Origin of the sequence: Myxosarcina sp. GI1 (assembly GCF_000756305.1) — a bacterium.
In the GTDB taxonomy this organism is placed as follows: domain Bacteria; phylum Cyanobacteriota; class Cyanobacteriia; order Cyanobacteriales; family Xenococcaceae; genus Myxosarcina.
In genome coordinates this window covers 1-15,578 of sequence record NZ_JRFE01000047.1, presented here as the reverse complement: position 1 = coordinate 15,578, position 15,578 = coordinate 1, and the positions used below count along the sequence as shown (strand labels likewise).

The following is a 15,578-nucleotide window of genomic DNA, read 5'->3' as shown; positions in this document are numbered from 1 at the left end:
CTATGTTTAATTTTTTGGCGTTGCATAATTGCACAAAGGTGCTTAGTTCCCTAAAGGACTTCCTTCGGTCGCGCCGCATGTATGATTGTGAACGAAGAAGATTAATGATTCCCCCCGTCTCCTAGTCCCCTAGTCAGGCTTTACCATTTTTTGGGCAATCCACTGAAGGCTATCTGCGATCGTCTCATCTAGCGATCGCGCTTTCCAACCCAGCTCCTCTTCAGCCAGGCTAGTATCATAGAAAGCGTAACGATTCCATAGTTCGAGAATACTGAGATTGACGGTCGATGACCGACCCCGTATTTTACTTAATAGTTGAATAACTGCAACTATCGGATAGACGAGCCAAGCTGGAAGCGGAATTAACCATTTTGGCGGTTCAACCCCCGCAATGTTGGCAACCCGAGCGATAAATTGACGCAGGGTAACATTTTCTCCACTAAGAAGATAACGCTGTCCGTGACGACCTTTCTCCGCAGCCAGTAAAGCTCCTGCTGCATAGTCGCGTACATCTAAAATACCAAAGCCAACGGGAATGCCGAACTTAAATTTTCCCTGACTAATTAGCTTTGCCAGTTGATTGGCTGGTGCGCCAAGATAGTCCTCTGGTCCCAGAGTAAACGAAGGAGCGATCGCTATAATCTCTGGATGGTTATCTTTTACTTCGGTAGGTGAAATTACTGGGCGGTCAGCGTTTCGAGGTTTCCTCGAAACTACGCCCACTAAAGATTCTCGTTCGGCTTGGCGACGCGACAGGGCATAGGGCAGATTAAACTGATATTTATCCCAGTCGGCAGTTTCATTTAAAGGTTCGGGTTGGTAATTTAAACCGACAGTAAGACAACTACTGCTGACTACAACTCGTTTTACTCCTGCTTCTTTTGCTGCTTGAAGGACATTGCGCGTGCCTACGATGTTAATCTCATTCATTTTCTCTTCTGCTGCTTCACCACCCCCTAAAGCAATCTCAAATTTCATGTGAAAGACTGTATCTATACCTTCGCAAGCCTGGCGCAATACTTGCAGATCTTGAATACTGCCTTTGATAATCTCTACTTGTAAATTTTTTAAACCAAATTCAACTAGCTGTTCGTTCTCAACTTCTACTAACCCTTTGGGTTTAATCTGACGCTCATTTAGCAGTTTAATAGTGTGATAGCCAAGAAACCCCTCTGCGCCTGTGACTAAAATTTTTTTATCCACTGAACTCGAAGACCTCCTGTATTTAATATCTATAGGTTGATTATCAATGCCAACCACAGTTAAATTGTCTAATCTGGTTTATCCGTGAGTATTTTTATGTTTAGGCATTTTTTTGTACGGACTTCTATTTTCTTTATAGATATAAATCGAGAAAAACTAGAGATTTTATAAATTGTGATAAGTTAAGCTTCTGTTGACTTCAGTGAGAGTATCGAGTAAAAAATACGAAAATATGCCTCTTTTTAATCTATTAGCTATATGTTTCTAGTCATGGCTATTGGGTAAAAGAGAAAAGGTAATAAGGTATGGTGGGCAATGCACTAGAGTATTAGTAGAACGTCGCCCACCCTACAGACGATTGATGACAAATGGCCAATGACAATTAATTAATCCCTTCAACTTGGAAATAGTCAGCCAGTGCCAACACTACTTCTTGAGTTAAATCTGCCGATAATTCGGGTAAATAGGTTTGAATCGCATTCCTCGCTGCTGCGTTGAAAGCTGCGGGGGAACTAGTTTGGTTTTCCACAAAGGGTTGTAGTAACCTAATCAACTCGTAACTGCTGCTAAAGTCAGTGTCCTGTACTGCCCGATCTAAAGGTGGTGCTGTGGGATCGGGGAATTCGGGTAGGATGCGACTGATAAAAGTAACGCGGTGGAAAATGCGCCAGCAAGCAGGAGCATTTTGGGGTTGTTGTGCCTGGCGTAATGCCCTGGCGTTAGGAGAATTGGACTGTTCTAACCAAACTGGATCGATAACGGTGTTATATAGCGCATCATAGTTATCGCTTTGGGGGGTGAGATAAAACGAGAAAAAGCGATAAGCATCTACTTTACCAGAGGTGTTAATTGGATTACCTTGAGGATCGAATTCTGGTTCGAGAATATTACCCTCAGAGTCGATCGCCTGTTTTTGTAAGTTACCAGGGGTGTTATTTTCCAAATTCAGGCTAAAAGACTGGCTAGCTTCTTTGGTTTTAGATTTAGTTAGGTTTAAGCTACCGCCAAAAGAAGCATTGGTTTCGGCTTCGATACCTACCCCCGCTACTTCAGCCGAAGCAGAAGCTGAAAAACTAGCACTACCGTTGAAACTGTAGCTACCACTAGTGCTTTCTTGTTGGGTATCGGTGGTTTCGGTAGATTCGGCAAACGTACCACCGTCGGCAGTCCAAAGATAGCTATTAACCAGGTTGCGCTTGCTGTATTGTTGGGGCAGATCGTTATCCGAAGCTAAAGCATCAATTAAACCTCCCGCAGCAATTCCCGCAGCAGCAGTAAAGGGAGCAGCTACAGGGAAAGCAGCTAATGCACCTAAACCTCCACCAGCTAAACCACCTGTTAAGACTCCTGTAGCTCCAGGAGGGGTGGTGCTAAAGTCTTCGTAAAAGGCTCGCAAACGTATTTCTTCGTTTTGAATGCGTTGGCGCAAAGCATAAGCTTCGCTGGGTTTAAAGTAGCTGTATTCGCCGTATTCAGTAGCTTGAGCATAATCGGGATCTAATACCTTACTCCGATCGCTGTAGCCGATCGCGCCATCTAGCGTACCCTGTTTGGTATAGTGCGGATCGATGGGGAAAGGAATTATATTGGTATCTTTGGGGATGTCGGGGTTGGGAACCATGCGGAAGGCTACCAATGCCCTGTTGTGTGCCATGCGAATAGCGTAAAGATCGGCGGTTTCTGATTCTACTAGGGCAAAACCAACGTTACTAGGTTGAAAGCGTCTGGGTAAGGCTGAATTGAGTCGATTGGCGGGATCTTCCCAACTACCGCTAAGAGATACGGTCGTCATTTTACTGACATTGGTTGTGTTGCTTTGTTCTTGGCTACTCGACCAGTTTAATTCCGTTTCCAGACTGGTAGATGCCCCTAAAGAAGCTCCTACTTTGCCGAGTTTGATGGAAATACCCGCCCCAAATGGTGCAATTACAGTTTCTAATTCTTGTTCCACTGAAGCTTTTAAAGATGCGTCAAAGGAAGAATTAAAACCGCTTTCTTTGGAAGTAGAGATAGTAGAGGTGACGCTTTCGGCTTCCACAAACTCTACGGAAGTAACGCCATCACCATCGTCGATCGCGTCTTCGGTTAGATTCTCAGAGGGGACTGGGGGCGCACCTTCGATATAGCCTTTGATTTGGGGGTCAAACTGTACCTGGGAGATCCATTCAGTAATCAGATTACCTACCTTGTAACCCGTCATTAGATACCAGATATCGCCTTTGAGGAAGCTATAACAGCGTTTGTGGACTCCCCTCACCGAACCGTCTTTTGCCGTCTGAATATCGGCATATTCGGCGATCGCAGGACGGGAATGGATTTGACCTTGGAAACGGTTGCTAATGCTACCCAAGGCATTGCGAATTATGGCTAAATCCTGACAGATGGGGGCTTGAGACAGAATATGTTTGATTTCTGCATCTTCAGTTACGGTTAGATGATTGCTTTGCAGACTGCTATCGTTTGCCTGAGTTACCAAATCAGTAGTGGCAGGATCGCGATCGAACTCGTAATAGGCTACCAGCTTATCCCGTTCGCCTTTGAGTTGTCCGAACATATTATCTAATACCTGTTCCTGGCTGCGATATTCCCGCCAGATGCGAACTTCATCCATCGCCCCCGTATAATCTCGTCCCAGATTGAACTGGTTGGCAGTAGTAGGAATCTGACTGACATTTTCAGTTTCAACAGGCATTCCATTAACATACAAATCCAAACGAGTGGCACTAGGATCGGGGTTAAACGTCCAAGTCGCGCCCACTAATCGCGCCTCGCTATTATCGACGTTGTTAAAAGTCGAATTTCCTTCACCTTCGTTCAACAGCCAGTTACCCGCTAGGTTTTCAGCATCTCCATCGTTGTTACGCACTTCCGTAGCCGATAAAGCCCGATTCCATACTTGTAGCTTGCTAATCGTCCCCTGTAAGAAACGGCGCGTATTGCCCGAAATCGAACCCGAAGTAGTACCTTCTGGCGTACCGTAGCAACGTCCCACAACTAAAGGTTGCAAACTGCTAACGGGTTTACCTTCACTAAAGTTTTTAGCGGCTACCTGCTCGCCATTCCAATACAAACGAACGGTATAGTTATCGTTTCCTTCACTACCAGTCACGGCAATGTTGACTATTTGATTTGATTGAGGTGCAGTAACTGTTCCGACAGTGACGTTAGTACGTCCTTTTGCATCTTCATAGCCAAAATAGAGATAGTAAGAATTACCTGACTTCCTCAGATACATCCAGGCGGTTAATTCGGGATCGTCTTTACCCAGTCGTCCTTTTTGCAGTAGAGGATAGTAAGTTTGAGTGACGTCAGTAAAAGCAACCTGCATATCCATAGATAAGCCGTCGTCTACCCCTAAAGATACTTTTGTACCGCAGTCGAGATAGCTATCATCGCCATCGAAATTAATGGCATAGGCTTCTTGATAGCTAGCTGCTAAATGCTGCCAACCAGAACAAGCTTGTATTGCTTCGGTGGTGCTAAGGTAACGGTTTCTTACCCCTGCAACAATTTGATAGTAAGAGATAGGCGAAGCAAAAGAAGTGGGACTGTTAAACGCTCGTCCGTCATAAGCTGTATTGCCAGTACGGTTAATTACTTGTCGCTCGGCAAAGTAATAGTACGCTGTTAATCCCGATTCGTCACCTTCTAGGCGACAGTCTTTATGCAGGTTAATCTGAACTTTATTCCGTACTCCTTGCCAAATTCTAACTTCATCAATTGCCCCGTGGAAAAAATGTTGCTTGCTAGGGTTGTTGAGAGTGGCAATTAAAAATTCTCCATTACCCTGGAAATTAGCTGTTGCCTTATCTTCTGCCACAACTACCCCATCGCGATAGATAATGCGGGCTTTTGTCTCAACATCAAAAGTACAAGCCCAATGATGCCAGCCCGTATCTTTATAAGTAGCTTGAGTTTGCAGATCGTTACCGTAGAAAGCAAAAGCAAAAGAACCATTTTTTCTAAAACCACAGTGTAGCTGACGATTATTCCCTGGCGGTCCTTGAGAAATAACTGTGGAGAAGAAATTATCCAAGCTATTAGAATTGCGTGCAGCCCAAAATTCAACGGTAAAAGATTTATTAGTCAGATCGAGATTGTTGACTCGAACATATTCATTTTGTCCGTTAAAGTTGAAAGTATTTACCGACTCTCTTTTGATACTTAGCAGATAATTGGAATTATTGGGCGCAGCAGAATTTTGCTCTACGAGATAAGCAGTTTTTTCTTCAGTAATCAGGTTGGGTTTTACCCAGGCTTCCAAAGAAAGACTACCTTGATGGGCAAATTCAGAACTGTCTCCCGTCAAGTATCCTTTATTTATCTGTAGTGCCGTCCCTGGAGATTCGGGCAGCCAGGCGTTAGGACGGGATAAACCAGTGAGGGGCGTAGCAGAGACATTCTCAACGCTGCCATCGGGTAGCCAAGTAGCTTTGACCAGTACCGAACCGTATTTAAGATCGTAGGGAGTTTTGAGAACATCGCCCTGATTACCTAAGTTGCTGTAACTGTCATAATCGTATTCGAGAATGGCAATTTTGCTACCAGCTTCTAAGGATTTAGGTAACTCGGTTTTAACTACTGCAATCGCTTTATCTCCTGGCTCGATCGCTTTACGCAAAGCAATTTTGGCTCCTGCAACTAGGATACTCGCCCCGACTTGATAGGGTCGATCTACAGCTTCAGTTAAAGAAATGACTTCAATTGTATCTTTGAGATCGTCACTCAATCTACCTAAATAACTTGCTTCGCGAGCTTGTCCGCTAATAACTCGTCCCATTTGCCCAGGATTACGAGGTACGCGCTGCCAGGTTTCGGTTAGGTTTAAATTATTGTTAGTGAGGGTAAAGGTACAAGTATCTTTATCTACGCCATCGCTAACTGTTACCATTGTGCCTTGAGGGTTTTCGTCATCTTCGTTGACAACTTCCTGTTGATTTCTACCCAAACCAGGGGCTTTTTCCTGTAGCTGACAGGCATCGGATAAAGTCAATTTTGCTCGAGCGACATTAGTATCGTAAGTAGCCGAGAAAAACTGGTCTTCACTGCCTCTAAAATACATCCGCACCATGCCATCATCGCTGGCAAACAGTTGAGGCGCGTCTTCTGTCCAGGCAAAATCTAACAGTCCTCCAGTAACGGTTAAACCATTAGGATCGATGTGTACTAAGCGCATTGGTAATGCGGGGTTGCCGTTATAGCGATCGCGCCAGATTTTTAACCACTCCTGCTTCGCCTCTAAGGATTTTTCCAGAGGTTTTAATTGCTCGAGAATTTCTAGTGCTTGACTTTTTAAATTCTCTATCTTTGCCTGTTGTTTATCGAGTTGAGTTTGCCATCTGCGAAACGAAACACCGAACCGAATATTATTGGGGCGGTTGGCTTGGATGCGCTGGAGTAGCTCTAATTCTCTGGGTAGATTAGCTCTTAGTTGTTGTAAGCGATTTTGTTTTTCGGTAATTTGGATTGTGAGAGTTGCGATCGCTGATTCTAATTTTACAATGCGATCGACTGAGGCATTTCTATCTACATCTCTATTACCAATGGTTTGTAATTCAATCTCATCGGGTATTTGAGATAAACGTCCCCGTCTACTAACCGCAAAATCTAAAGTAGCAATTTTAGCCTCTGCTTCCCCTTCTGTTTTAGTTGCTACTGCCAATAGCATCCTGGCACTTTGCTTGCTAGGTGCAGTTTCGCCATCGCTTCCAGAGGGTTTTTCTTCCTGCTGGTGATAGAGTAGTGCCGTCAGACCTTTACCTGCTATGGTTCGTCCCGTAAAACCAAAGCTACTGCGGCGAATACCAGGATTATCCCCTATTGGTGCATCAGACTGTATCCAAAGGGAATCGCCTTTAATGATGCCGTTATTGGCTGAATCAGCATGGTCGTGAATTGTTTCGCCATTACCTTCGTCAAACTGCCAGTAGGTAATCAGTCCAGGTTCGTTACCAGTTTTGCGGACGTTTTTACTGTCGTTAACTTCTAGTTCGGATCTAGAGCGATCCCAGATTGATAGTTCGTCAACGATCGCAGTGAGTGAATTAGCAGGTTCGCCAATATTTTTACCCAAACAGGAATCTAGATCGGTAGCGGAAGCTGTCGGCAGTGGTAAAGATAGATAATCCTCTTCGTGGACAATGAGATCGTCTACCTGAATGCTGACTTGTGCCTGATTTTCTTCAGCTTCAGTCGAAAAAGAAACGCTGATATGATGCCACGTTCCCAAGTTAATAATATTGGCAACAGAACTTACTTTTTCTCCCGCCGAGAAGATCTCTATACCATAACCTTCGGTAGTTTCCACAATACCCAGACTAAAAACAGTGTCGGGTTTGCCTTCGGAGTAAATTATGCCCGTACTTTCAGGTTTAATCCACAGTGAAAGATTAAACGCTTTAAGGTCAACTACTCGCGCTTTACCTGCTACATAAGTGTCTTTATTCAGCTTCAAAGCCGATTCCGCATAGCCGATCTTCTCAAAAGCTGCGGGGCTTTCCGTACCTTGGGTGTTAAACAAACCATCGGCAGAACGTTCGATATTATAAGAATCAAGGCGATCGCTGCGATCGTTATGAACGAAGATTTGCCACCTCTGCACGTCGGGAACACCAGTCGGCACTAAAGCCACGGTAAACCTACCCATACTGATATTACGAACAAAATCCAACTCCAGAGTCGGTTCGTAAAACGGCAGATTATTCATATCTACCGCCCCCAAACTATCTTTACTACCATCGCCTAAAATCTTGTTACGACTGCGACGATAGCGAACTTCCCGCACGGTTTTTAATTCTGTTCCCGCTAAGATAAAGCGATCGCACAATAGAGTCTGGTTTACCATCGGTACATCTTCACCACCGCTGTCCATTACCGTTACCATCTGAGGATGTTCGGCAGGAATTGCCTGACGGAACAGATAAATATATTGATTGTCGCTGATTACTTGAAAGGGTGCATCAGCAGTCAACCTAGCAGTTGTAGACAAAAACATATCTACTTCCGAAATATGTCTGGCTGGCTTGTCGTTACTTCTCACCGCAGGTAAAACCTTGTTTGGCAAGATACCAAACCCTACCTGAGCGATTTCATTGGGAAACGCCAACTCTTGAGGCGTAGCCAACCAATTACGGGCATCTATTGATTCTGGCTCGTTTTCCTGGTCTAAAACCGTGTAATGAATCTGGCGTTTACTGTCTAAAGCAAAAGCGATTAATACCCCTGCATGACGCACCATAGTTGTGTGACGATAAGCGCGGTCGCTGTAGGTTTGTAAATAATTTTCCCATTGTGCTTGCATGACAAATCTCCTCCATGTATGCAATGAATTTAGTTGCTAGTTGTTAATTGTTGATGGTCGATTCTGAGGTAGGGTGGGCAAACTCCTCAAATCATTAGAGGCAATCTCTGTAAGGTGGGCAAAGGGCAAAGCTGCTTTTAAGCTTGGTTGGTCAGTTACTACTTTTGTGATTGCCCACCCTACCTCAATTCAAGCAATTCCAACATCGCCAGAGAGTCCCAATCCCGTATTAAAAGCAGCGGTAAATTGTTGTAATCCGTGAGAACCGCCATTAACTCTGCGTCTAGCTGCCCGTAAGTTCCCGCTAGCCAAATCTTGACGGATTAAACGCTCTTTATCTTTGAGAAAATAAGCAAGAATGTCGCCTGCAATTTCTGCATCATTAGCCAGATCGGGATTATTTAACAGGCGATCGCCCAATCCCAAACGTTGACTATAAGTGCGATAGTTGGCTTTACCAGTAAGCTGAATAAATCCCCGTCCTTTGTATTTTGCCCCGTCACCCACTGCGCCGTTACCGATGTCCGAACGAAAATCATAGCGATCAAAAGCGTGTTTGCCAGGAGTAGTATTGTATTTAGACTGAAACTCACTGATAGGTGCAAAGCCAGCAGATTCAGCGCGGATTGTGCTTAAAGCCATCAAAATCATCTGGCGATCGCCTAATTTCTGTTTCTCTAGTGACTTTAAAACTGCGGGTAGATACTTCTCGATATTACGACGGGGCGCATCGTAAAACATTTGGCTGACTGTATCTACGGTAAACAAACTCGTATCTAGAGGGCGATCTATGTTCTGGGTATTTAATGCCGCCCAGGTATTTTTACCTGCAATACCGTCGGGAGTTAAGCCGACACTCTTTTGAAAAGCGATCGTGGCTTGTTTCGTACCGATGCCAAAGATACCGTCAATCGCACCTGGATTAAAATTATGCTCTTGCAGCTTAGTTTGTAAAGCAACAACTGCTGCACCCGATGAACCTTGTTTTAGTAGAGTAGATACTTCTCGAACTGAATATTTCATAGTTTTAAGCTCAATCTATTTATGTTTGAGAAAGTTAACGAGAATGTTGCAATTTAAACCACAAGTCTAAGTAATTTATTACGACTTGCGACACCGAAGATACCGTCTACAGTTAAGCCTTCTCTTTGTTGATATGCCCTGACCGCCTTGTCTGTTTCTACACCATAAAAACCATCCACCGTAAGGTCAAAACCAACTTTAACTAACGCTTGTTGTAATTCTCTTACGTCCTGACCCTGCATCAGAGGTCTACTAAGCCTCAAAGTTCTGGCAACGCCACCGACAGGAATTACGCCAAAGCCTTCAATGGGGGCGCGATTTAATCTGGCTTCTACTTGTGGACCGTAAATTCTATCTTCGGCTATAGGATCGTTGAGGTTATTCTTATTCCAGAGTTTTTGAAACGCTAGTACAGCTAGACTGCGAATATCTCTAGTCCCACCACGAACATAATCAAAGTGTGGGGGATCTTTGCGCCCCAACCATTTCCAGCCATGACGTTCTAAATGAGGTCGCCAACCCTGTGCGTCGTTAATATCCAGTGCCAAACCGCTTTGATGGTTGCTTCTACCAGGACGGGCTGCGATAGTAATACCACAGCGTCTTCTCTGAGAATGATTGAATAAAATCAACTGCTGTCCGATAGTGCGATATGCTGAGTTGATACTCATAGTCGTACCGCGATCGCTTATGGCACGGGATAGGGCTTCATAAGCTGGTCTTTGCAGATAGGGAAACACTGCTGCACCAGATCTAACGTTAAGACCGTCAAATCGGACTAAAACCCCTGGAATAACAGCGTTCATCTCATCGATGATTTGCTGAGAAAGTCCGTTAGCAACAGCAGTAGAACAACCAGAGACATTAGCTAGTAATACCGAACCTCTGGGAAGTGACCTGGTCAATTCTGCTTCGGTTTCTGGTTCGAGTTCGTTAATATCGTGGCAGGGTTCAAATTCTAATTCTGGTTCGAGATAAGTAATAGAGTCTGTTGGTTTGGTCATGATTTTTCTGAAAAATGAAGGGAATTGCTTGATTTATGTTTCTTTGCTACCGAGCATATAAAGCGATCGGGAATAACTAGGGAAAAGCGTTTTTCAACGCAGCTTCAAATCAGACATTGACTCGAACAATATCCTGAGAAAAAATTGGTTGTTCGGTTCTGACGTTTTTTGGACACTTGTTGCATAAAGCGATCGCATCAGCCAAGGCAAACGCACCAAACTTACCAAACAAGAGTTAGAAGAACTCATCGATATCTTTATTTCTCGCCTTCAATCTCTCGACCAACCAGAGAAAATAGCGCAACTCTGTCAAACTGAAATTACTTTACTCGAAGAAGGCTATCCTCCTGCTTCTGTTGCCAAAAATTATCTGACTAAATACCGTAAAGCGATCGCTACGGCTATTGATGAGGGGCGAATCGAGCTTAACGACCGCAACTCTCATATCTATACTTATGTCAAAGATAGTACGGAGCAAGTTACTACTGAACATTGGGCTTTTACTGTTTAATAATAGTCAGGGAGCGCAATTACTCATTTAATTACATTTATCAAGGCATAGCAGCAGAGACGAAAACTTTGAAAATCTCAATTGTCATTGACAAATTGGGAATATTAGAAGAAAGTCGCCCGTACGAGAAAAATGGCTCGATTGATTGAAGACCCCAAACTATTAGAATTATTTATCCGTTATGCTCCTGCGGCGATCGCCATGTTAGATAGACAAATGCAATATTTGCTAGTTAGCGATCGCTGGATTGAAGATTATCGGTTAGAGAACACTGAAATAATTGGTCGTTCTCACTACGAAGTTTTTCCCGAAATTCCCGAACGCTGGCGACAAGATCATCAAGATTGTCTGGCAGGAAAGGTAGAGGTTCTCACCAGTAAAGAAGATAGTTTTGTCAGGACTGATGGCAGACTTGAATGGCTACGTTGGCAACTACGTCCCTGGTACAATTTGGAAGGAGAAATTGGCGGTTTGCTGATATTTTCTGAGATTATTACCAAGAGAAAAATATTAGAACAACAACTGATAGCTGAAAAAGAGCTAGCACAAGTTACCTTAAGCTCTATTGGCGATGGCGTAATTACTACCGATGCTTTGGGTAAGGTAAGCTATCTCAATCCCGTAGCCGAACAACTTACTGGCTGGAGCCTAGCAGAAGCGACAGGAAAAGCGATAGGAGAAGTTTTTCGGCTTATCGATTGTTTTTCTAGAAAACCTCTAGTCAATCCTGTAGATTTAGTCCTCAAAAACAATCGAGTTCGCCAACTCCCTAAAGATACCCTATTGGTCGCACATGATGGCACTGAAATTGCTATTGAAGATTCAGTAGCACCAATTAAAGATACTCAGGGTAATCTTATTGGCACTGTTGTTGTATTTCGCGATGTTACCAAAATTTATGAATTAACTAGCAAATTATCCTGGCAAGCTACCCACGATACTTTAACTGGTCTGTCTAATCGACTTCATTTTGAAACTCAAGTAAAACTGGCAATTGAAGACTCTCAAGATAATAATACTCACCACGTTATAGCTTATCTCGATTTAGACCGCTTTAAAAGCGTTAATGATACTTGCGGTCATTTAGCTGGAGACGAACTACTCAAACAAATAACCGCATTACTCAAACAAAGAATTCGGACTTCAGATGTTTTCGCACGTTTGGGTGGGGATGAGTTTGGAATCTTGTTTTATAAATGTAACTTTAAAATAGCGCAAAACATTGCCGAACAGCTTCGATGCCTAGTTCGAGACTTTGATTTTGTTTGGCAAGATAGAGTRTTTAAAATTAGTGTCAGTATCGGTTTGGCTGCRATCGCTCCTACTACAAACAATCTAACCGAGATTTTAAGTCGAGCAGATGCAGCCTGTTATGCTGCCAAGAAAAAGGGGCGCAATAGCGTTCATTTAAGTAAAGCGATCGATTATTGACCATTAAAGCGATCGCCTCAAACAGCTAATTGAGACTACCAAATCCTGGCTGAAAACTGAAGCGGTAGAAACTGAAGAAGAAAAGATTGAGAGCGAAGAATTAGAGCAGGATGTTGTTGAGACAGATTTATCTGCCGACCCCGTTCCTTTTTAACTCTCGATAAATAGACAACAGGTATTGCAGATATCTCAGAGTCTAGATATCTGCTTTTCTTTTGGTGTAGTCTTTGTTTCCTTTATATCAGAGTTTAGTATCCAGCACCTCAACGTGTGGGATCTCACAGCTTGAGATGTGTAAACTCACATCTCCACCATTTCAATGCTTTCAACGATTTTCTACTAAATTAGAAAAATGGCGATTGCATTAAAGCCAAAAGCGCGATTACGCTCACAAAGGCTACCGCCTCAAAGCTGCTACCGCAGCGTATGCGCGTACGCGCTGTTAGCCTACGGATCGCTCTCTGTCAAAAGTAAACTATGGACAATTGCTCTGCGATAAAAGCGATAATAAAGATAATTAAGCGACTGCCCGTTCATAGTCATGAGTATTTTAGACCCCACAACCGAACAACAAATTGTCGAGCGAGTTTTAAAAGCTAGAGCCGAACGACCTCAGTTTATAGCTCGGATGAAAGTTAGACAGCAAAAGGGCATAGAAATTGCTCGTCAGTGCGCCAAGCTTCTTAAACAGCAATTCGGTGTTAGCAGAGTAGTGTTGTTTGGTTCAATGCTCGATGTCGAATCGATTTTTGAAGACTCTGATATTGACCTCGCCGTTTGGGGATTATCAAGCGATCTCTACTGGAAAGCTGGATGCGCTTTAGACAACATAATATTGGAAAGCGGCTATGATTTTCCTCCCATCGATCTAGTTGACGTTAACGATGCCAAGCCTCATATTCTTAACGCGATCGCACTAAAGGGTGTCGAACTTTGATTCCCCAACAACTCCAATAAGAGCTAACACAAGAACTTGCCGAGCTTAAAATTTGCTTGGCTGAGATTAATAAGAATACTCATCAGTTACAAAATACTACTGATACTGACTACCAAAAAATTTTGGCTAAAGCCATCGCACTAGACATACACGGTTTTTATTCTGGGGTCGAACGGATTTTTGAAAACATTGTTTTTGGCAAATAAATGTAGACCTTAGCTTACTAATAGACTTTCCCAAGCTTCTCGGGTAAGTTGCCATTCAATTCTACTCCATCCGCGAGCGCGCATCCAATCTGGGCTTGGACGTGCGCCAATTTCTCTAAAACCGTATCGCTTTGCCAAACGTGCAACCCGTCGATTTGCACTGACGGAAATACCTCTAATCTCTGTTAAACCCAGAGCGTCAAAACCAAATTCGATTAAAGCTTTGCCGACTTCTATGGCATAAGCATAACGACTCCAAAACTGCGGTGCGAGTTCGATACCTATTTCCGCTTTCTCTGAATCGTAATTCTCGCGACGTAACCCACAACAACCAATTAATTTTTGGTTTCGGCGAGCGACAATGGCAAGCTGATAGTTGCAACGGGAACTTACGGCTGCCCATTGAGCGAAAAGTTCGAGCAATTTGCGTGTATAACTAGGTTCTGTTTCTTCGGGGGCGCAAAACTCAGCATATTTTGGTTCGACACGATAGGCAAAATATGCCGCTTCATCTTTTTTATCAAAGTCTCGCAGCAAAAATCTATTGGTAACAATCTCCATTAAAGTATTTTGCTTATGTTGTAGTCTTTGTTTCTATATTATGAGCGATCGCAACCCTATTACGATCGCGCTAGATTTGTTTACTAGATTTACTTAATTTTCTCCTAAAGCCAAAAGAGCTAGTTAATCGAGTAACATGAACCAGCCAAAAATTAACCTGACAATTCTCAAAAAACACTTGAAGACTCGTTCTCAAACAGAATTAATTGCCGATATTGCCGAACTCTACAAAAGATTTCAACCTGTAAAAGACTATTACCAGATTCAACTCTATCCCCAAGACGAAAAACAGGTCGCAGCTAAATACAAAAAGATTATTGAAGACGAGTTTTTTCCCGCTCGTGGCTTAGGCAGAGCTAGATTGTCAGTAGCTAAAAAAGCTATTACCGATTACAAAAAAGTCAACAAAACTATTGTGAGCTTAATCGATATCATGCTGTTTTATGTAGAGCAAGGAGTGAGATTCACCGATGCCTATGGCGATATTGACGAGCCATTCTACATCAGTATGGAAACCATGTATGAGAAAACAGTTCAAGAAATTGTCAAACACGGACAAAAAGATGCTTTTCAAAAACGCTGCTTGAAAATTGTCAGAGACACTTCAGACATGGGCTGGGGGTTTCATGATACTCTGTGCGAGATTTATGAAGTCGCTTTTCAGTAAATGTATCTCTAGATTGGGTTGCTATTAACTGAAGCTTGTCTTTTGCCTGAAAAATAACGATTCAAATCTTTATTACCAGCAATATAGAGCGTAATAATAGCACTCAAAACCGCTAAAATTGTGCTTCCTACAATGAGGATGGTAGAAAGTTTTGAATATAGGGCAATAACCATTGCTATTAAAGCAACAACCAGAAAACTAAAAATTCCCATTAACACCCACTTAGCCCACTTACGCCCTTGTAAAACAAAATACATCACGACAATGGTTACTAAAATGCGACTAATAGCCCATAAGTCTTTGGCAATAACCACCAGTATAGTATCCAAGACAATATGCGCCAAAAACATACTTAGCAATATATTTCGAGCTTTTAGGGCAGAGCGATCTCGCTGAGACATGGATTTCATGAAAGTAATAACATAACTTATATATATCGTGAAATAGACAGTCTATCGCAACCCATCTATTCTTAAATAAGCGATCTTCTTCACCACTGCCAGAGGCAATCGCTACTCTTTTTAAGTCTTTTTAACTTCTTTTATACTACACTGCGAGGCTTTCTTTCCCTCTGGATTAATTTGACAACTCTTCTTCTAATTGGGCTTATTTTGGGCTACAAGCAGTGTCAATTCCTTCTGGTAAATCATTTACCTGTTTTAGTTTCTTCTCTCTTTTAAAGCCAAATTTTTCCTAGCAGCAGCGATTGCCTCTGGCAATCCGCCATTTCCTCTG

General features: G+C 43.0%; 11 protein-coding genes. 4 read left to right on the top strand and 7 right to left on the bottom strand.

Annotation, left to right across the window (positions count from 1 at the left end; translation table 11 throughout):
• Nucleotides 1–129 precede the first annotated feature (129 nt).
• The 5 genes from KV40_RS26105 to KV40_RS36425 all read right to left on the bottom strand — a co-directional run bounded on the left by KV40_RS26105 (nucleotide 130) and on the right by KV40_RS36425 (nucleotide 10,779).
• Entirely contained in the window at nucleotides 130–1,203 is a 1,074-nt protein-coding gene (locus KV40_RS26105) for an NAD-dependent epimerase/dehydratase family protein (RefSeq protein WP_036487472.1), read from the bottom strand.
• A 382-nt stretch (nucleotides 1,204–1,585) separates the two neighbouring features.
• Nucleotides 1,586–8,503, bottom strand: a complete 6,918-nt coding sequence (locus KV40_RS26100; protein WP_036487471.1) for a LamG-like jellyroll fold domain-containing protein — start codon at nucleotides 8,501–8,503, stop codon at nucleotides 1,586–1,588.
• 189 nt (nucleotides 8,504–8,692) lie between these two features.
• Nucleotides 8,693–9,526 carry a peptidoglycan-binding protein gene (locus KV40_RS26095; RefSeq protein ID WP_052055976.1) on the bottom strand — a complete coding sequence of 278 codons (834 nt, stop codon included), beginning with the start codon at nucleotides 9,524–9,526 and terminating at the stop codon, nucleotides 8,693–8,695.
• 53 nt (nucleotides 9,527–9,579) lie between these two features.
• Complete coding sequence (locus tag KV40_RS26090) at nucleotides 9,580–10,530, bottom strand: peptidoglycan-binding protein (protein ID WP_036487470.1); 951 nt, start codon at nucleotides 10,528–10,530, stop codon at nucleotides 9,580–9,582.
• A 93-nt stretch (nucleotides 10,531–10,623) separates the two neighbouring features.
• Nucleotides 10,624–10,779 (bottom strand): hypothetical protein, encoded by a 156-nt coding sequence (locus KV40_RS36425; RefSeq protein WP_216595730.1) that lies wholly within the window; start codon nucleotides 10,777–10,779, stop codon nucleotides 10,624–10,626.
• Nucleotides 10,780–11,173: 394 nt separating this feature from the next.
• On the opposite strand from KV40_RS36425, the gene KV40_RS26085 reads away from it, so the two are divergent.
• The 3 genes from KV40_RS26085 to KV40_RS35315 all read left to right on the top strand — a co-directional run bounded on the left by KV40_RS26085 (nucleotide 11,174) and on the right by KV40_RS35315 (nucleotide 13,615).
• Entirely contained in the window at nucleotides 11,174–12,472 is a 1,299-nt protein-coding gene (locus KV40_RS26085) for a diguanylate cyclase domain-containing protein (protein ID WP_052055975.1), read from the top strand.
• 541 nt (nucleotides 12,473–13,013) lie between these two features.
• Nucleotides 13,014–13,409 carry a nucleotidyltransferase family protein gene (locus KV40_RS26080; RefSeq protein WP_036487469.1) on the top strand — a complete coding sequence of 132 codons (396 nt, stop codon included), beginning with the start codon at nucleotides 13,014–13,016 and terminating at the stop codon, nucleotides 13,407–13,409.
• A gap of 56 nt (nucleotides 13,410–13,465) precedes the next feature.
• Nucleotides 13,466–13,615 carry a hypothetical protein gene (locus KV40_RS35315; RefSeq protein WP_156114189.1) on the top strand — a complete coding sequence of 50 codons (150 nt, stop codon included), beginning with the start codon at nucleotides 13,466–13,468 and terminating at the stop codon, nucleotides 13,613–13,615.
• 9 nt (nucleotides 13,616–13,624) lie between these two features.
• Here the strand turns inward: KV40_RS35315 and KV40_RS26075 are convergent, their stop codons facing one another.
• Entirely contained in the window at nucleotides 13,625–14,176 is a 552-nt protein-coding gene (locus KV40_RS26075) for a GNAT family N-acetyltransferase (protein ID WP_036487468.1), read from the bottom strand.
• A 136-nt stretch (nucleotides 14,177–14,312) separates the two neighbouring features.
• Between KV40_RS26075 and KV40_RS26070 the strand changes: the two genes are divergently transcribed.
• Entirely contained in the window at nucleotides 14,313–14,843 is a 531-nt protein-coding gene (locus KV40_RS26070; RefSeq protein WP_052055974.1) for a DUF6155 family protein, read from the top strand.
• Nucleotides 14,844–14,851: 8 nt separating this feature from the next.
• Here the strand turns inward: KV40_RS26070 and KV40_RS26065 are convergent, their stop codons facing one another.
• Nucleotides 14,852–15,193: a hypothetical protein gene (locus KV40_RS26065; RefSeq protein WP_253274392.1), complete on the bottom strand. Its 342-nt coding sequence runs from the start codon at nucleotides 15,191–15,193 to the stop codon at nucleotides 14,852–14,854.
• Between the last annotated feature and the right edge of the window lie 385 nt (nucleotides 15,194–15,578).